Origin of the sequence: Shewanella psychrotolerans (assembly GCF_019457595.1) — a bacterium.
Taxonomy (GTDB): Bacteria; Pseudomonadota; Gammaproteobacteria; order Enterobacterales; family Shewanellaceae; genus Shewanella; species Shewanella psychrotolerans.
Map to the genome: position 1 here is coordinate 1,017,196 of NZ_CP080419.1, position 17,211 is coordinate 1,034,406.

Here is a 17,211-nt window from a genome sequence, read left to right on the forward strand (position 1 = left end):
TTAGTGTGGTCATCTTTAAATTTAATATTTAGTTTATTTTTCATCCTGCTTTAAAGCTTGTTTTTTATTTTTATCTAATAGGTAAATCTGATGCTTGGTTATTTTATATTAAGTCAAATGTTATATGTATAACATATGTGTTATTTCTTCACTTTATATCATCACCCAGATTTTATATGTTCATTCAGTAAGCTCATTGCATTCGTCTATACTTTGGTTTTTATGATTGATCATTAGGTAATCGCTATGAGTCAAAGATTAAAAATAATATTAACCTTGGCTGCAATGGGAATGGCTTCCACTGCATCGGCAAAGGTTGATGGCCCAACAATGCTGACATTGGATGAAATTGGTGTCTCAGAGGTGTTAGCCTGGTCTTGGGGAGCTTCTCAGTCTGGTTCGCTTCATACTGGCGGTGGTGGCGGTGCGGGAAAAGCCAATTTTCAAGATATTTCACTGACCCGTTATACCGATTCTCTATCGGCAGCCATTTTACGCGCGGTTGCTACTGGCGAAATATTGCCAAATGTAGATATGAAGCGCGAAGGGCTGCGGATCCGTATGCAGCAAGTTATGGTGACATCCTACAGTGTGGGTGGTATGAGTGATAAAAAGGCGCTGCAAACAGAGAACATCACGCTCAATTTTTCCAGAGTGACCTATGAAGTCGATGACAGTCCTGCATACTGCTTCGATATTGCGTTAAATAGTCCTTGTTAAATTTATAAGTCGACAGTATCTATCTGCACGATCTCTATAGGCACGCAGTAACTATCCAGTACCTTATTCTTGGTGGCACACAGGCACACAGGCACACAGGCACACAGATAAGGCCTTACATCACTTTAAAAAGTGATGTAAGGCCTTTTTTACGGCGATTTTACTTACCAGAATTCGCTACTGTTACTATCTTATACTGATTGGTATAAGGTGAGTTTGTACGTTCATCGATTCTATCCAAAGCGGTAGATGCTGAGTGTTAAATTAGTTTTGCAGATAGAAATCTAGCGCCTTCTCTGTGTTGTCACGTTTTTATCCCTCTGTATTTGCTAAAATCTTTTGCTTGGCATTCTTCCGATATTTCTCATTGCTTATCATTTATTCGAGGGCATCATGCAGGTAGCTCCCATTGAGCGTGTAAAAAGCGCTTTTGTTGCAGGGATTTGGGCGACACTCGTTAGTATTTCTATAGGTTTTGGTTTTAAAATTTGGCTAGCGCAGTGGGTGATAAAAAGCGATTTGGCGCTCTATCACACTGTGGTCGATATTATTTCCATGTCATTGATCCTGATGACAGGTTTTCGCTCATCTATGGTGGTGAGTTATTCGCAAACTCAAAACGATAAAGATATCACCAATATTTTTCGTTATACCCTGATCGCAATGGTGTTGCTAACGTGGGGAATAGTGCTTCCCTATATCAAACATAAATTACATCTCGATGTGGCCTATTTTCATTTAGTGGGCATTATTTTAGGGATGGGGCTTAAGGTCTATTTTGCCAATCAGATAGCGATGTACCGCATGTACAACATCTCAAATAGGGTAACTTGGATGGAACCGTTAGGACAGGTCATTGCCTTTGGTGTTGCTTTTTATCTGTTGGATCAAACGGCTATCGCATCACTATTCTATAGCTTAATGTTGTCTTCATTAGCGGTCGCCGCGTACATGTTTATTAATCGTCGCAAGCTTATTGCCACAACGCCTTTAGCCTCGGTCAATATGACCCCCAGCCTTAAGAGCTTTGTGCAAAAAAGTATTACTTCCGCGCTTGAGGCGGGCGCAGGGTTGTTGATGATCTACATTACGGTGCTGTTAACTATCGGCCATTTTAGTGTGGATGAACTGGGTGACTTCCAAGTGGTTGTTCGGCCGGTTATCGCCTATTTGACCCTACTGTTTGTATTCCCTATTTATCGCTTTGTTTTGCCAGAATTAGCGGTGTGTGTGCGTGGCAAACAGTTTGAGCAAGTGCGTTTAATAAAGCGTTGGGTATATAAAATTGCGATTATTGTGTCATTGAGTTTCTTTATGACCATGCTGCTTGCCGGGCAGCAACTGGTTGGTTGGGTGTTTCCCGATACCTACGCTAAGGCCGCGCCAGTGTTAATGCATTTTTCACTATTTTTTGTATTTATGATGCTTAATGCGTATCAGCTCGCCTTTATCAAAGCCCATGGATTATTTTTACAAAGTTTAATCATACGTCTTGGTGGCATATTGGCGCTCATCATCAGTTACTACCTCTATACTCGATTCACCGATAATGTGGTTGCCGTGGTGCTAGCCTTAGGTAGCGGCTATATGTTGATGTTTATTATGTCTAGTTTTGTTGAGCGTAAAGTTGTGAAAAATAGCCAGATTTAGCTGGTCTTCTCCATAGCATTTAATACGTTACTTTGTACTGCTCAGATACTTTGGAGGAGATATTGACGATGACTTTAGGATTAATCTAGGTGACTATTGCGCTATAGTTCATGCATAGATGAAAGAGATAGCTTCTATAAACTCAGCTTTTTAATCAGCCTGTTATACTCAAATAATAGATTGAGTATGAGGTGATGATGAATTGGCAAACCATTAGCGACGCCATGTCGTATGTCCTTTTTACCTACAGTGGTTCATCCATTACGGTATCTCAAGTACTGCAATTGCCATTGCTTTTATTGCTGGCGTGGTTTGTGGTGACTCGGATTGGCAAGTTGATCCGACGTGCGCTGTATAAAAGAAACGTGGCACCAGATGCGGTGCATCTTTTTTCTCGTATCTATTTAGTTATCGCTATCGCCATTTTGTTAGTCACCAGCCTTGAGATCCTCAATATTCCCATTAAAGCGTTTGCTTTTGTTTCTGGTGCCGTCGCGATTGGTGTTGGTTTTGGCGCGCAAAACATCATTAATAATTTTATTAGCGGTTGGATACTGATGTGGGAGAGGCCGATCCGCATTGGTGATTTTTTAGAGATAGGCGAGACCAAAGGGGTCGTGGAAAGCATTAATACCCGCTCGACATTAATTCGTCGTAGTGATGGCGTGCATATGCTGGTGCCGAATAGTCATTTACTTGAAAATACAGTAACTAACTGGACGTTGATAGACCACAACTCCCGCTCAACCGTTACGGTTGGCGTGGCATATGGCTCCGATGTTGAGTTGGTCGCCTTATTAATAAAGCAAGCTTTAGATGAGCGAGAGGAGATTATGAAGGTTCCTGAATCATCGGTTTTATTTGCCGATTTTGGTGACAATGCGCTGATATTCGATGGGATTTTTTGGATCTATGCTAATTCGGAAGCTGATACTCGGAAAATTCGCAGTGATATTCGTTTTAGATTGTATCAGCTGTTTTCCGAGCATGGTATTGAGATTGCTTACCCACAACGGGATATTCATATCGATGGCGCGATTAGCATCGAGCGTCCGTTACGTTAACATAATAAATTTAAAAGGCTTGCTTCTTTTTAACTCTGGTTTCAGGGCGTTGTGACACAAAATTGTGGTGCAACATTGGGCTAATGTTGTTTTAAAATTAAAGCTTAACCTACACCTAAAATAGAATACTTCAGCTTTTGTTCATTGGTAACCAGAACCACAAATGAGCCTTATTAACCCAAATAGTTGATAAGTTTGATATGCAATAGTTACACATCAGCCCACTTATCGAAACGAATGCGATACCCGCCGGATATTTGCTTACTTCATGTTGATGGCATTACAAGATCACAACTGTTGCCAAGCCTAAGAAGGCAAAAAAACCCACGACATCGGTGACCGTGGTTAGCACTACGCCGCCCGCGAGTGCCGGATCTATGCCCATTTTTTTGAGCAACGGTGGGATAGTGGTGCCAGCCAATACCCCAGCAATTAATACGATTATCATTGCAGCGCCAAATACGATGCCAAGTTGCCAGTCGCCAAACCATTGGAATGCAATAATGCCTACAACACCAGCCCACAGCATACCGTTTAAGGCGCCAATACTAAATTCATGGCCGATAAGCTTAGCCATATTCTTGCCGTTGATCTGATTAAGGGCTAAGCCTCGGGTCACAAGCGTTAAGGTTTGACTGCCGGCGACGCCGCCCATGCTTGCTACCACAGGCATTAATACGGCGAGCGCGACGATTTTCTCAATTGAAGTTTCGAATAAGCCAATGACCCAGGCGGCAAGGAAGGCGGTAAGCAAGTTGATCCCTAACCAAATGGCGCGGCGGCCGGAGCTTTTTAAGATAGGTGCAAACATATCGGGATGATTGTCTAAACCTGCTCGTGCAAACACCTCTTTATCGGCTTCATCTTGAATAACGTCGATGACATCATCAACGGTAATTCGGCCGATAAGTTTATGTTGTTCATCCACCACTGGTGCTGATAAAAGGTCTTTATCTTTAAACGCTTGTGCCACGTTACGGGCTGAGACCAGTGGGGTAAAACTGGTGACCTCAGTTGACATCACCTCGCGAACACTGATGCTTAAGTCATTTGAGACAATTTGGCTGAGAGGAATAACACCTAAGAGGACATTATTACGATCGACAACCATTAAGCTGTCTAAGTGATCGGGCAGTGCGCCTTCTCTTTGGCGTAAGCGGCGTAGATACCTGAGTGCGGCTTTGAGTGAGACATCGGCACGTACGGCGGTGATGTCGACATCCATCAGACCACCAGCACTTTCATCTGGGTAGTGTTTGACTAACTCGTAGCGTTCTCGACGCTGTGAGTCCATCGCCTGTACCATGGCTGAGATGACGGTTATTGGTAAGTCGTTATCAATATCGGCGAGCTCATCCATCTGTACTGCACTGAGGCTGGCAGTAAGTTCGGCTTCATCTGTGTGTGCGATAAGGCTTCGGCGCAGATCTTGGTGAAGCTCTAGTAGCACTTTAGCGCGAACATTGGTGGGAACAAAGGGCCACAGCGTTAAGCGGTCTTTTTGGGGTAAGGATTCGGTAAGGCGAGCGATTTCAGCAGCAGAGGTATTGGCCAAAATTTGCTGTATTGCTGCGTCATCGTTTTCATCCATCGCATGGTCAATAGAGTTAATCAGGTGCTGGAATTTTATGGTCATATAGGCAAAGTCCTGTTATTTGGTGCAAACGCCAGCCAAGCATGCTCGATTAGATACAGATAAAAAATCAATAGAGATCAATTAATATAATAGCGCATCCGATTATGAACCCGTTTAAAGAGGAGGTGATGACGGCTGTTACAGTATAGCCAGACGCTTCTTTGCTGAGACTATCGATTGGTATTCATCAAAGATACCTAATGCGCATAGAACAAAGGTGCTTGAAATCATTATGTTAATACCATACAGGATTGACGCTAGTTATACCACCTAGCGTTAGAGCTTCCTATTATCGAGAGAACCGATATGAAGCGCTATATTGAGGTGTTTGGTATCGATGCCTTATCATCGGCTTTGATTAAGTCATGGTACAATCGGTAAGTTAAAATCATTCTATAACTTGAACTAACGGTGCCTTCAAGTCACTGATTGACAATGGTTTGTTTCCTTTGAGTGAAGGTTGGCATCTTTTAGCTTAGTAGGGCTTGTCTGCATCTTATTTGTTGGGTGTGTTTGAGTCATGGCAATCTATCACCTGCGGTAAGTGCAGTGCATGGATGCACCAATGTCGTGTTCATATGGTCAGTGATGTTCTCTACATCACACTGACATTTCCCATATCCCTATGGGTCAGATGTGATAGATAGTGTTTGGTGTGACTTGAGAATTAAAAGCTAAGAAGGTTTTGCCCCAAAGTTTGTTGGCCTTTAAATGAAGGTATGGCATTTTTTGGCTTAGTAGCGTTGGGCTATACTCTCATTTATTGGAAGTCTTTGAAGGTCACACCTTCGCTGTTACTAATCGCCTATCCGGCGAGGAATGTGCAAGCACTCTTTTGGCTCGGTGAGTGAAGCATAGCTTCGTGCTCATGAACGAGAGACAGGGATGTCGAACTGGCTTTTAGACATGGACGTTGTTCGAGCACTTCCATGTGGGCTCTGCGAAATCATCCATGATTTCGAAGGCCAAAACCGTGCTTACACTGGGTCATTTTATCTCTTCGATTTGACGGTATTGGTGTGTTTCAGGCGTGAAAGCTAACTGATTTTTGCCCCATTGCGAGTTATTGGGGCAGCTGACAATTAACTCTACAAACTATAAGTTGACCAAATTTTAGTCATGCTACAGAGTTTCTAGAGTACTCCGACTTTATAGTGTGTCTAACGGACTCGTTGTCCCCGCGAAATGTTGGCCAAGTACATGTGTATAGATTTGCGTTGTACTCACGTCATTGTGGCCAAGTAACTCTTGAACACTTCTTATATCACGACCGGCTTGAAGTAGATGAGTTGCGAAGCTATGCCTAAACGTGTGGCAGGTGACGCGTTTATTTATTTGAATACTACGCACGGCATTCCCGAGCGCTTTACGAATAACACTCTGATGCAGATGATGCCTGCAAACTATTCCAGTAAACGGGTGGATGCAGGTCGTTTTAGAAGGGAAAATAAACATCCATCCGCGCTGCCTAAAAGCGTTAGGGTATTTACGTTCTAATGCATTTGGCAGTGAAGGACCTATCCCTCGTTGGTTGTCATACTGTTGGATCTTAGTAGCTTTCTCAATATATGCTGTAAGCTTTTCGGCGCATTTATGGCTGAGGATGGTTTGCCTATCTTTTCGCCCTTTTCCGTCTCTAATGGTCAGTGTAGCCCGCTCCATATCAATGTCTTGGACACGTAACCGGAGACATTCTGAAACTCTCAGTCCACTACCATAGAGCAGCTCAATGATTAGCCTGTCGCGGCCATAGAGTTGATTTAATATCGATGATATTTCCAATGGGAATAACACTGTCGGTAAATGTCGCTGTTTAGTGGCATAGCAAAAACCTAAATCCCCAAGCTCATGGTGCAAATGCTTCTGATACAAATAGGCCAATGCATTAAGTGCAATTTTTTGAGTGTTGATTGCCACATTCCGTTGGTTGGCAAGGAAGGTTAAAAATTGTGTAACTTCTTCCGCTCCCATTGTTTCGGGGTGACGCTTGTGGTGAAAGTTAATGAATGCCTTGATCCAATACAGATAAGTTTTTTCTGTTCTAATACTGTAACCACGCATGCGCATTGTTTCTTGAACACCGATTAGAAATGGGCTTTTTAGACTCATGATAACTTCACTCTAAAGTGCTGTTTATTTATACAGTATTATTTGATATTTCCGAATATCAAGGAAAATAGTGAAATAATTTTGCGCGTTTATACACGTACTAATTCATATAATTCATTTTTATCAATCAGTTATGTGTTGACGACTTGAGATAATAGGTTTGGAAAACGCGCATGCGCGTTTTTCCAGATGGTATATTTAGCAAAATGCTGATAAGTTCATTACATACAGATAGTTAACTGTGCGCGTTTTCACTGGTCCAACGAGGTAAACGCGCATGCGCACTAATAAAATGTTCTTGACCTGCGGTAGACGATTTTTAGCAAAAAAGAAGTGATATTTAAGTCTAGCCGAAGGAATAGATAGAGCCAAACGCGATGGAAGAAACGCCTTATTTATGATAGCTTGAAGGCACTTGCTAAGGCTCGTAAAGCGAAGCTTTAAAGAGACCTGCAATTGACTTCAAGTAAAGAAGCGATGCTTCCCTCACGCCGCAGGGGGGCATCAATTAAGCCCCAAGGGCATGGAATATGAACTCACGGATTGAGTAGCGATAACCGCCTCTCTCCGAAAGTAAAGAACAACCCATTACACGAGACCTTCGGCTCGTGAATCACGATCGTTAGGCAACAATAACATAAGTGTGCATGTTTCATTTGATACAGTGTAATCATGTAATATAATCTCAATACATTAAATCTATAAAGTTTGAAAGAATGGAATTTTTGAATAATCTCGTGTCTTCTAAAATAAGACATCTTTACAATGAGTTTTTAAACAGCCCTAGAACAGAGTGCTTACTTAATCTCGAAAGAGAAATGATCGAAGAGTCATATGGTCCTATCTCAGTATTTTACAAATCAATAAATGCCTATATCGACTACTCTTTACTTGTTTGGGTTGATAGTGTTCTCGAATATTTATCTGAAATACGAATTGAGAACAATATACTTTATCAAGAAGAAGATGAATTTATTTTATCTGAGTTAAACAACGTTATAAAAGATGAAATAAAAGTAGCAATTATTTTTGCCCATGAAGTTAGTAAAAAACATGTTATTTACAGTACGGGTGAACTTGCTGAATATAAGGCAAAAGAACTTTCTGAAAAACGTGACAGTTTTAATAAACAGCAGATCCTTGATAATGTAGTATCTGTTGTAAAGGATAAAATTGCTATTTCCATCGGAGAAACTAATTTAAAAATTCTAAAAAATAGTCCTGATTTAGTTAAGTTATATGAGGTTAATATTCGCCAAGATTCAAAAGGTGCTGAGCCCTTGTGCAGTTCCGTAGAGACTATATGTCGCAATTTTCACAAATTCTGTAACCAACTAACTAAAAGATATGATAACAGACAAACGATTATTGTATCTGATGAGTATGATGTTCAGGATTTACTTCACTCTATTTTTAAGCTTCATTTCAGTGATGTGCGTGCAGAAGAGTATACTCCTAGTTATGCGGGAGGGGCTTCACGGATTGATTTTCTACTTGCTGATGAGGAGATAGCAGTTGAGGTTAAGAAAACTAGGACAGCATTGAAAGATAAACATATTGGAGAGCAACTTATAGTGGATACTAGAAGGTATAGTGTTCATCCTAAATGTAAGAGGCTTATTTGTTTTGTTTATGATCCTGAATTATTAATTAAAAATCCTGAAGGCATTGAAAATGATCTTTCTAAACCAAGCAATGGAATTGATGTTCAAGTCATAATTTCACCTAAAGGAAATTAGATGCCTAACAAAGCGTTTAAGAGTGATTCGTAACGCGTGGCATTTTTACCATGCGTGGTTGTAGTGTTTAAGGTGAAATGCAGAGGCTTCGGTATTGCGTTACTCACACCTTAACGCGGCGTTAGCTTGTACGGCATAAATATTTTATCTAACTCAGGTTCTTAAGGTTCATTAATATGGGTAGCAATAAGTCCTCTTTAAAAATATCGGATAATAAAATAGAAGAAGAGATTGAAAAAGGTAATTTCAAGAGAGATGGGACTCTGATTCGAGATGTTTCAAACGGACAAATAGTGAAAGTACTGAAGAATAATGAAGAAAGTACAAACAATATACCGTCAACATTTATTCAGATTCATCATAACTATATATATCAAGCAGATCTGTCTCCAGTCCTAGATGCGATTTCCCATGAGAGAACATTAAGCGTATATAACGATCTGGAAGAGCAGTACAATCTTGTTTTAGATTACTTGGATTCTTTTAATACCTACGAGACTGGGATCGAGAAGGTTCATCAAATATGTCTTGAAATATCGGTGTCATTTGACAGCAAGATAAGAAGGCAGATAGAAGAGCTAGATATTGATGACCTAGAAAAAATGGATGCAGGTCAGTTTATTGGTTCTCTTAATGCCTATGTAAAAATCCTGTTTTCTTATATACTAAGCACTTATATCCTTCATAGAAACAAGTTTTCGAAAGATAAGGTTATTATTTCTAAGATCCTTAGTTTTGAAAATTCTGTTAGAGGCTTATATGAGCAACTTCTTGCTCGATCTGATCGGAGAGAAGATCGTGACGGTTTATTGACTACCTATTTCACCATGGAGGAATCGCTCTACAGTATGTACTTATTTGATGATTCATACGAGATCAGTGATCTAGATCGCGTAGTCAATCAGGATTCAAGATTTTCAACATCACTTCAAGTAATTGACTTTTTTAAAAGACATCGAAAAAGTGGACGCTTTTCAGATGAATGGCGTGGTTATAATGGCGGTAACAATGAGCTCAAAATATCTGTCAGTACTAAAAGAATATCGGAGAATGGAAATAGAAATAAAATAGCAGTTGCGCTCATGCAAATCCTAGAAGATATAGATAAATTGAAAGATCTAAGAGAAGAAATTGTTAGTTTAGAAGATTTTTCTGACCAAGACGTACTGATGTATTTTAGTAATTCGTCAGCTAACAATCAAAATCATTCGGACGCGTAACCGCGCCGCTGTTTTGGGCGTTATAGCCCTTAGGTAGATATATGAGAAAACCACAATCAGTAAAATCACTAGAGAAATTGGGTCGTGTGCAGCTCTCGCCTTCATTTTTTATGAGAGACTTTTTACACTCTGAGATTTCGCAAATTGAATCTATTCCTAACATCCCCGATTTTCCTGATATCGCCATTCAAACAGGCTCTAACTTGTGTCAGAAACTTCTTGAACCTCTACAAAATAAATTCGGAAGAATTAGTATACGTTCAGCTTATCGCTCACCTTTAGTGAATGCAAAAGGTGCAGATAATAAAAACCAATATAGTTGTGCAAGTAACGAGAGTAACTTTGCATCTCATATATGGGATTACAAAGATGCCAATGGTTACCTTGGCGCTACAGCTTGTATTATTGTTAATTCATTTATTCCATATTATGAAAGAACAGGGAACTGGCAAGCTCTTGCATGGTGGATTCACGATAATATCCCCGAGTACTCCCATATGCAGTTTTTCCCGAACTACGCTGCATTCAATTTATCTTGGCATGAAGTGCCGAAGAAAGAAATTTATAGTTTTATCACAGGCTCCAAAGGCTATTTGACAAAGCCTGGAGCGGATAATTTTGACGGTGAGCATTCTGAATACTATGAAGAAATGCTTCGAGAGATTGGGCTCTAATAGAGAAATTATTGCTAATACATAACATTAGATTGTGCTCGAACCTCTCTATTTTAACCTACTGCCGTTTTACAGCCTATGAGGCGATAGAACCCTATTGGTCATACCTATGGATAATCACATAGAAGAATTAGAAAAGACTATTGCAAAATTGAGCGAAGAAAATTTGAGCTTGAAAAAGAAAATTGCCTTTTTTGAGAACCATCCAAATGTCGTAGCGGGCATTAGAGGAGAGTCCTTTGTGTCCCGTTTGGTATCTGGAGCTATTACCGAATTCAATGCACCACACGATATTGAAACAAACTGTGGATTACGTATCGAAGTTAAGTATTCCAAGCTCAACTTAGCCAATAGAAAACAAACGGGCACAACTAAACGTTGGTCGTGGAAAAATGTATTTGGTTCAGGAGGGGGAAAAAAGTATGACCGTCTTATACTTATTGGCGAGGCTGATCAACGCCACCTTCATAGCTACCTACAGCCTGATAGCCCCTATGTTATTTTTGATATTGGTTTTGAAGATGTAATGCAACTTACATCAAAGACTGAGCATAAACAGAGGCTTATACAGCTGTCTACGAACCCGACAAGTGTTCGTTCTAGAGCCAAAATATTATATGCTGAGTACCAAATAAAATCAGAATATCTCACAATGAAGTACGGGCTATAACAAGCGCCTAAACTTCGACAATGTAAAGTTGTCATGGTTTTGGCAAACAACGCAAAAAGCCATGCCAACACATTGCGTGTTAGGCGGGCGTTATATGCAAAATCTAATTTAGGAGGAAATAATGGAAAATAACAAATCACATTTAGTTTTGATTCCTGTAATTTGTGTAGTTACCTTTATGCTTAGTCAATGGATAATTAAATCAAATCAAACGGATGTTTTGTTTGGCTTTAGTTCTGACGCATTAGCTGGTCTTGTCGTAGGGCTAGGTATTGGGGCAATGATTATGCTCCTTAAGCAAGGAGTTTCTAAAAATAAAGATCATTGCAAGTAATTGCATATAACAAATAAGGATAGGCCGCGCGAAGCCGCGTCCTTATCCCAAGTGTTGAACAAGCCCGCACACCTAAGATATGACTTTTATTATGTAAATATCGAGACGAGAATTTTCGTTGTTTGAGATGATTTTTATTGGGAAACTTTTTGGTAGACAGCAAGCTTCCTTAGCGCCATTGCTAATAGTTTAACTTACATGATTTCAATATGTTAAGCTTCTCCCATTCTTATTGGTTAAGCCATTATCCTTATTATTTATAAAACGTCAGTTTGTCGGTCGTTGAATGAGGTCAAATCGAAGAGATAGAAAAGTCGGTGTAGGTGCGGCTGAGGCCTTCGATTTCAGGGATGAAATCGCAGAGCGCCCAAGGATGGGTTTACAGCGATGCCGAAGAAGCACCTGCACGAAAGGCATGCTGCAGGCAATTGGTTGCCATGAAGGTCAACGCTGCCATCAGCGAAGTAAAAACCTATGCAGCTAAAGGTTATAAGCTAAAAAAGCCAATACCTTCATTCGAAGGTCTAAATACTTTTGTCCAGAAATGAGTTAACTTTTGATTGCCCAAGGGGTACCAGTAAGGTCCAATCGAAGAAATAGAAAACTCAGTGTGAACACAGTTGTGACCTTCCGAGGCATGGATGCCGAGGTAGAGCTCACCTGGAAGTGCTCGAACAACGTCCATATCTAAAAGCCAGTTCGGCGTCCATGCCTCTCGTTCGTAAGCACGAAGCTACGCTTCACTCACCGTGTCACAAATGTGTTTGCACGAAAGGCCTGCTGCAAGCAATTCAAAACGATGAAGGTTAACGCTACCATCAGCCATACCAAAAACCAACTCAGCCAAATGTTAAATCACAAAAATGCCAACACCTTCATTCCAAGGTCAGCCTATTTTTGCCCAAAAGTGAGTTAATGATACTTAGCATGATCTATTTTAGTGGTCTTATTGGAAGTGTCAGATGATGTATCGGTGATTAAAGTTAAGACAAACATTAATCAGCTTGCCTTAGTCTATGCAGACTTTAACCATCATGTCCTGTAAAGGATCTTAACTACGTGCCAGCCAAATTTGGTTTTAACTAGATGTGGCGTGATTAACTCACCACTAAAGCAAACTTTATCAAAGGGGGGCACCATTTGTCCTTTCTTAAATTCGCCCAAACTACCGCCTTTTTTACCTGAAGGGCAGGTGGAATGCTTTTTGGCAAGCACATCGAATTTAGCGCCTTTGTTGAGTTGCTTGATGATATCTTCAGCTAGCTCTTTGTGTTTGACTAGGATGTGAAGCGCTGCTGCAGTTTTTGCCATCAGAACGTGACCTTTGGATTGGGAATATTAACGGTATCGAGTGATTATACATTACCTTCAGACACAGATTAAACCTGACTCATATAATTAGTTGGAGCATTAGCGGGTAGGTTCGGATCATTAATTTCAGCTTTTATTGATTGAACACAGTTTTGATTTTGGCTTAGATGCTGTGGTGGTTTGGGAGGTTTGTTATAATCTCTATCTTTTAGGCAGATGTTGCGAGGGAAATGGAATGGCGCGTTGTGTTGGCTCTGAACTTCAACTTATTCATCTGTTTGTGCATTTAGTCAATGCGGGCGGGTTTTCTCAAGCAGCTAAAGAGCTGTGCATGCCAATCGCCACCGTGAGCCGCAAAATAACTAAGCTAGAGGCATTACTCGATACTCAGCTCATAATGCGCAGCACCCGTAAACTTAGGCTAACAGAGGAGGGCAGCGAACTGTTCTCCCGTTATCAGGATGCGGTCGCCCATTTTGATAGTTGCAATGATAATCGAGTGGAAAAGCCCGAGGGGACGTTGCGGATCGCGGCGCCGGTCTCGATCACCTCGATGATTTTTATCGGCGTGATTAATGATTTCTCTAAAGCCTACCCAGATATACAGCTGCATATTACTCAAAATAACAGCACCATAGATTTAATCGATGAAGGCGTCGATGTGGCGATTGTCGGTGGTGCTCAGCCTGATTCATCTTGGGTGTCTAAGTCCTTAGGTGTACTTGATTATGGTTTGTACGCATCGCCTGGTTACTTGGCTAAAGCACAAGAGTTGACTCACCCTAGTCAATTAATTGAACATAGTCTGATTAAAGTGTGGCCATTGTTTAATTGGTCGATGAAACATGTCGATGGTGAGGGTTTCTATTATGAAGGACCTGCTAAGTTAACCCTTGGGGATCTTCATGGTGCTATCAAAGCGACAGTCGATGATGGTGGGATCTTGTATGGTCCTGAATTGTTTGTTAAACCAGAGTTGGCAGCGGGAAAATTGCTGCGAGTATTGCCCTGCTGGCGTGGTGAGCAACGACGTATCTCACTCTTGTATCATCAACGCAGTCAGCAGCCTTTAAAGGTGAAGTTGTTTATTGAGTTTATGCAGCAGAAAGCCAGCTGCTTGTTTGATTAGCCTGAGTCATGGATAAAAAAGCCACCCCAGTGTTAGAGGTGGCATAAGGCAGTTTGAGGCTGCTAAATGGGTTGGTTAATCTTTGTTAAGTCAGGTAAACGTTTAGGCTGCAGGCACCATGGGCTCCCACCACTAAAGCTTGTTCAATATCAGCGGTCTTTGACGGGCCAGCGATAAATACACCAAATTCGCCGCTTTCTAAGCCAATTTGCTTCACTGCTTGATGCATGTTGGCTACGACGGTATCGGCTTTGACAACCAAAAATAGGTTTTCACAGATGAAAGGCGTTACCCTATGACCTAGGTTTTTGTTGTTTACCCAAATAGCGCCATTTTCAGCTACAGCAAGGTCCCCAGGGATCACCGCGTAATCGATATCTTTTAACTCGTGAGCTGTTTCAGGGAGAGTTCGGTTGCCTGTAATGCCTTCAACTGTGGATATCACTTGTTGACCCTGAGCTATAAGTTCATCCACTTTAGCCTGTAAACCGCTAAGACCCGCTTCGCGATGTAGCGTGCCCGCCACAGCGCCTAGATTGGTTTCAAATTGTCCAATGACATCATCAAGGCGAGGGCTTACATTAATTTCAGGCATCGCTTGAGGTTCAACAGCAACCCTTTTTAGGGCATGCAAGATAGATTGTTTGCTAGACATATTACTGACCTCTATTTTTGTTAAACCAAGTTTCGAAACTTGATTTAGGCGCGATTGGGAGTTCACGATATTTACCCCATGCACCTGAGAATGGCTTTAACACCGCGCCAGGCAGGATGCGTAAAGCGGTACGGGCGACGCTCATCGAGCAGTTAAGCATGGTTTCGCTGGCCATAAAGTTACCCACGAGTGGCATATAGCTGCGCTTACCATAAGGTAGCTTACCTGCTTTTGCCTTGAGTCTGCGGTGATGATGAATGATCTTATCTAAAGGTACTTTCGTTGGGCAGACATAAGAGCAACTGCCACATAAAGTACAGGCCCAAGGAATAGAGTTGGTATCATCTGCTTGAGCGCCTACGGCGATCCCGATAGGACCTGGAATCGTGTAGTTATAACTGTAACCACCAGAGCGGCGATAAACAGGGCAGGTATTTAAGCAACCGCCACAGCGGATACATTTTAGTGATTCTGCTAAGATTTTATCTTGCAACATATCGGTGCGGCCGTTATCAACGATGATGATATGCATCTCACCATCGGTTTGAGGGCCACGGTAGAAAGCGCTATAGGTGGTCACTGGCTGACCCGTCGCATTACGTGCGAGTGTACGAAGTATGACCGCAGCACTGTCTAAATTGGGAACGATTTTGTCGATACCCATAGAGTGCAGTTGCAACTTAGGTAAGTTTGCCCCCATATCGGCGTTACCTTCGTTAGTACAGACCACGACTGCGCCTTTATCAGCGATAGCCATATTGACCCCGGTCATGGCAGCATCGGCTGACAGGAACTGCTCGCGCAGATGGGCTCGTGCAGCTCGGGTTAGGTAAAGTGGGTCTGATGCGCCAGCATCTGTGCCTAATTTTTCATGAAACAGATCGCCCACTTCCTCTTTTTTCATGTGAATCGCAGGGACCACAATATGTGAAGGAGGCTGCTTGGCTAACTGAATAATACGCTCACCTAAGTCGGTATCGATCACTTCGATACCATGACTTTCGAGATACGGATTGAGGTGGCACTCTTCTGTTAGCATCGACTTAGATTTAACCAGCTTCTTAACCTGTTTCTCGGCTAAGATTTTATGCACAATTTGGTTGTGCTCTGCGCCATCTTTAGCCCAATGAACTTGAATGCCATTGGCATGACAGTTTTTTTCAAACTCTTCTAAATATTGATCTAAATGGGTTAATGTATGCAGTTTTAGCTGTGAGCCTAACTCACGAAGTTGTTCCCACTCTGGGATTGATGAAGCGGCGCGATCACGCTTCTCTCTAAGCATCCATAGAGCTTTAGAGTGCCAATCTACGCGTGCTTCATCTTGACAGAAAATTTCGGCCTTCTTGGCATGAGTCGCTGAGCCAGCCCCAGATGTATGATTAGTCGACATAGTGTGCTCCTACAGCGCAGCGTTGATGACTTCGGCAATATGTAAGGTTTCGATCGGTAGTTTTTGGCGTCTCATCATGCCATCTAAGTGAAGTAAGCATGAGGGGTCGAAACCGACAGCATACTTTGCGCCAGTTTCGGCATGAGCTTGAGCCTTGTCTTTACCCATCTTCGCCGATACGGCACCTTCATCGACAGCAAATGTACCGCCGAAACCACAACACTCGTCATGACGACCTGGGTAGACGATTTCAATACTAGGGATAGCTTTTAGCACGGCTTCCACTTTATTGGTGCGCGGGCCCATCTGCTCACTTGGGGTGGCGAGATCCAGCATGCGAATACCATGGCAGCTAAGCTGCAAACTGATCTTGTGATTGAAGGGCTTATTAAAGGCTTTAATTGGCGCAACATCGTGTAAGAATTCAGTCAGTTCATAAAGCTTGTCTATAACAGCTTGAGCTTCTGGGCTGGTGTCGAACTCGTGGAAATTTTCTTTTGCAGCCACTAAGCATGATGCCGCAGGGCAAACGATGGCATCACATTCGACACCTTTGAAGGCGTTTAGTAGCTTTAAGGTGGTTTTTTTCGCTTCATCAAAACAGCCTGAGTTGGTCATAGGTTGGCCGCAACAGGTTTGCCCTTTGGGCAGAATCACTTGATGTCCGAGTTTTTCTAATAGTTCTACGGTGGCGATACCAACATGGGGCATCATCTGGTTAACCAGGCAGGGTATAAACAGTGCTATCTTCATGAAGCGCTCTCTTAATCGGTAGCAGCATGGGCGCTTTTGTGCGCGGGCGATCGATTTGTCGAGCTACCGTAACACAAGGAGGAGTCTATCCCATTTTGCAGGGGGTTATTCGTGATGGTGATTTAAGCATATACCCACATAATAAGTAGTGCTA

The 17,211-nt window shown here is 41.9% G+C and carries 16 protein-coding genes; 10 read left to right on the forward strand and 6 right to left on the reverse strand.

What is annotated here, in order from left to right; translation table 11 throughout:
• Positions 1–246 precede the first annotated feature (246 nt).
• The 3 genes from K0I62_RS04505 to K0I62_RS04515 all read left to right on the forward strand — a co-directional run bounded on the left by K0I62_RS04505 (position 247) and on the right by K0I62_RS04515 (position 3,434).
• Complete coding sequence (locus K0I62_RS04505) at positions 247–720, forward strand: Hcp family type VI secretion system effector (RefSeq protein ID WP_220070329.1); 474 nt, start codon at positions 247–249, stop codon at positions 718–720.
• A 390-nt stretch (positions 721–1,110) separates the two neighbouring features.
• On the forward strand, positions 1,111–2,370 hold the full coding sequence (locus tag K0I62_RS04510) for a hypothetical protein (protein ID WP_434086836.1): 1,260 nt from the start codon (positions 1,111–1,113) through the stop codon (positions 2,368–2,370).
• A gap of 197 nt (positions 2,371–2,567) precedes the next feature.
• On the forward strand, positions 2,568–3,434 hold the full coding sequence (locus K0I62_RS04515) for a mechanosensitive ion channel family protein (RefSeq protein WP_220071279.1): 867 nt from the start codon (positions 2,568–2,570) through the stop codon (positions 3,432–3,434).
• A 280-nt stretch (positions 3,435–3,714) separates the two neighbouring features.
• On the opposite strand, the gene mgtE is transcribed toward K0I62_RS04515, so the two are convergent.
• Positions 3,715–5,070 carry a magnesium transporter gene (gene mgtE, locus K0I62_RS04520; protein WP_220070331.1) on the reverse strand — a complete coding sequence of 452 codons (1,356 nt, stop codon included), beginning with the start codon at positions 5,068–5,070 and terminating at the stop codon, positions 3,715–3,717.
• Between the two features lie 1,149 nt (positions 5,071–6,219).
• A complete protein-coding gene (locus tag K0I62_RS04525; protein ID WP_220070332.1) occupies positions 6,220–7,179 on the reverse strand; it encodes an integron integrase in 960 nt (319 codons plus the stop codon).
• An 818-nt stretch (positions 7,180–7,997) separates the two neighbouring features.
• Between K0I62_RS04525 and K0I62_RS04530 the strand changes: the two genes are divergently transcribed.
• The 6 genes from K0I62_RS04530 to K0I62_RS04555 all read left to right on the forward strand — a co-directional run bounded on the left by K0I62_RS04530 (position 7,998) and on the right by K0I62_RS04555 (position 12,364).
• Positions 7,998–8,918: a PD-(D/E)XK nuclease domain-containing protein gene (locus K0I62_RS04530; protein WP_220070333.1), complete on the forward strand. Its 921-nt coding sequence runs from the start codon at positions 7,998–8,000 to the stop codon at positions 8,916–8,918.
• 176 nt (positions 8,919–9,094) lie between these two features.
• The gene (locus K0I62_RS04535; protein WP_220070334.1) at positions 9,095–10,138 is read left to right on the forward strand and encodes a hypothetical protein; all 1,044 of its coding nucleotides are present in this window, start codon (positions 9,095–9,097) and stop codon (positions 10,136–10,138) included.
• Positions 10,139–10,179: 41 nt separating this feature from the next.
• Positions 10,180–10,812 carry a peptidase M15 gene (locus K0I62_RS04540; RefSeq protein ID WP_220070335.1) on the forward strand — a complete coding sequence of 211 codons (633 nt, stop codon included), beginning with the start codon at positions 10,180–10,182 and terminating at the stop codon, positions 10,810–10,812.
• A gap of 109 nt (positions 10,813–10,921) precedes the next feature.
• A complete protein-coding gene (locus tag K0I62_RS04545) occupies positions 10,922–11,482 on the forward strand; it encodes a hypothetical protein (protein ID WP_220070336.1) in 561 nt (186 codons plus the stop codon).
• Between the two features lie 121 nt (positions 11,483–11,603).
• Positions 11,604–11,816 carry a YhcB family protein gene (locus tag K0I62_RS04550; RefSeq protein ID WP_220070337.1) on the forward strand — a complete coding sequence of 71 codons (213 nt, stop codon included), beginning with the start codon at positions 11,604–11,606 and terminating at the stop codon, positions 11,814–11,816.
• 350 nt (positions 11,817–12,166) lie between these two features.
• Entirely contained in the window at positions 12,167–12,364 is a 198-nt protein-coding gene (locus K0I62_RS04555) for a hypothetical protein (RefSeq protein WP_220070338.1), read from the forward strand.
• A gap of 484 nt (positions 12,365–12,848) precedes the next feature.
• On the opposite strand, the gene ppiC is transcribed toward K0I62_RS04555, so the two are convergent.
• Complete coding sequence (ppiC, locus tag K0I62_RS04560) at positions 12,849–13,127, reverse strand: peptidylprolyl isomerase PpiC (protein WP_220070339.1); 279 nt, start codon at positions 13,125–13,127, stop codon at positions 12,849–12,851.
• A 235-nt stretch (positions 13,128–13,362) separates the two neighbouring features.
• Here ppiC and K0I62_RS04565 point away from each other — a divergent pair, with 235 nt between their 5' ends.
• Complete coding sequence (locus K0I62_RS04565) at positions 13,363–14,256, forward strand: LysR family transcriptional regulator (RefSeq protein WP_220070340.1); 894 nt, start codon at positions 13,363–13,365, stop codon at positions 14,254–14,256.
• A gap of 85 nt (positions 14,257–14,341) precedes the next feature.
• Here K0I62_RS04565 and K0I62_RS04570 read toward each other — a convergent pair whose 3' ends face one another.
• The 3 genes from K0I62_RS04570 to K0I62_RS04580 are packed head-to-tail and all read right to left on the reverse strand — an operon-like array spanning position 14,342 to position 17,057.
• Complete coding sequence (locus K0I62_RS04570; protein WP_220070341.1) at positions 14,342–14,911, reverse strand: LutC/YkgG family protein; 570 nt, start codon at positions 14,909–14,911, stop codon at positions 14,342–14,344.
• 1 nt (position 14,912) lies between these two features.
• Positions 14,913–16,304, reverse strand: coding sequence for a lactate utilization protein B (locus K0I62_RS04575; RefSeq protein WP_220070342.1), 1,392 nt, complete (start codon positions 16,302–16,304; stop codon positions 14,913–14,915).
• 9 nt (positions 16,305–16,313) lie between these two features.
• A complete protein-coding gene (locus K0I62_RS04580) occupies positions 16,314–17,057 on the reverse strand; it encodes a (Fe-S)-binding protein (protein WP_220070343.1) in 744 nt (247 codons plus the stop codon).
• Between the last annotated feature and the right edge of the window lie 154 nt (positions 17,058–17,211).

Bases quoted from the DNA above. Each gene is read 5' to 3' on its own strand.
- K0I62_RS04505 (WP_220070329.1), top strand. From the start codon at position 247: ATGAGTCAAAGATTAAAAATAATATTAACCTTGGCTGCAATGGGAATG.
- K0I62_RS04515 (WP_220071279.1), top strand. From the start codon at position 2,568: ATGAATTGGCAAACCATTAGCGACGCCATGTCGTATGTCCTTTTTACC.
- mgtE (WP_220070331.1), bottom strand. From the start codon at position 5,070: ATGACCATAAAATTCCAGCACCTGATTAACTCTATTGACCATGCGATG.
- K0I62_RS04525 (WP_220070332.1), bottom strand. From the start codon at position 7,179: ATGAGTCTAAAAAGCCCATTTCTAATCGGTGTTCAAGAAACAATGCGC.
- K0I62_RS04530 (WP_220070333.1), top strand. From the start codon at position 7,998: ATGATCGAAGAGTCATATGGTCCTATCTCAGTATTTTACAAATCAATA.
- K0I62_RS04535 (WP_220070334.1), top strand. From the start codon at position 9,095: ATGGGTAGCAATAAGTCCTCTTTAAAAATATCGGATAATAAAATAGAA.
- K0I62_RS04540 (WP_220070335.1), top strand. From the start codon at position 10,180: ATGAGAAAACCACAATCAGTAAAATCACTAGAGAAATTGGGTCGTGTG.
- K0I62_RS04545 (WP_220070336.1), top strand. From the start codon at position 10,922: ATGGATAATCACATAGAAGAATTAGAAAAGACTATTGCAAAATTGAGC.
- K0I62_RS04550 (WP_220070337.1), top strand. From the start codon at position 11,604: ATGGAAAATAACAAATCACATTTAGTTTTGATTCCTGTAATTTGTGTA.
- K0I62_RS04555 (WP_220070338.1), top strand. From the start codon at position 12,167: ATGAAATCGCAGAGCGCCCAAGGATGGGTTTACAGCGATGCCGAAGAA.
- ppiC (WP_220070339.1), bottom strand. From the start codon at position 13,127: ATGGCAAAAACTGCAGCAGCGCTTCACATCCTAGTCAAACACAAAGAG.
- K0I62_RS04565 (WP_220070340.1), top strand. From the start codon at position 13,363: ATGGCGCGTTGTGTTGGCTCTGAACTTCAACTTATTCATCTGTTTGTG.
- K0I62_RS04570 (WP_220070341.1), bottom strand. From the start codon at position 14,911: ATGTCTAGCAAACAATCTATCTTGCATGCCCTAAAAAGGGTTGCTGTT.
- K0I62_RS04575 (WP_220070342.1), bottom strand. From the start codon at position 16,304: ATGTCGACTAATCATACATCTGGGGCTGGCTCAGCGACTCATGCCAAG.
- K0I62_RS04580 (WP_220070343.1), bottom strand. From the start codon at position 17,057: ATGAAGATAGCACTGTTTATACCCTGCCTGGTTAACCAGATGATGCCC.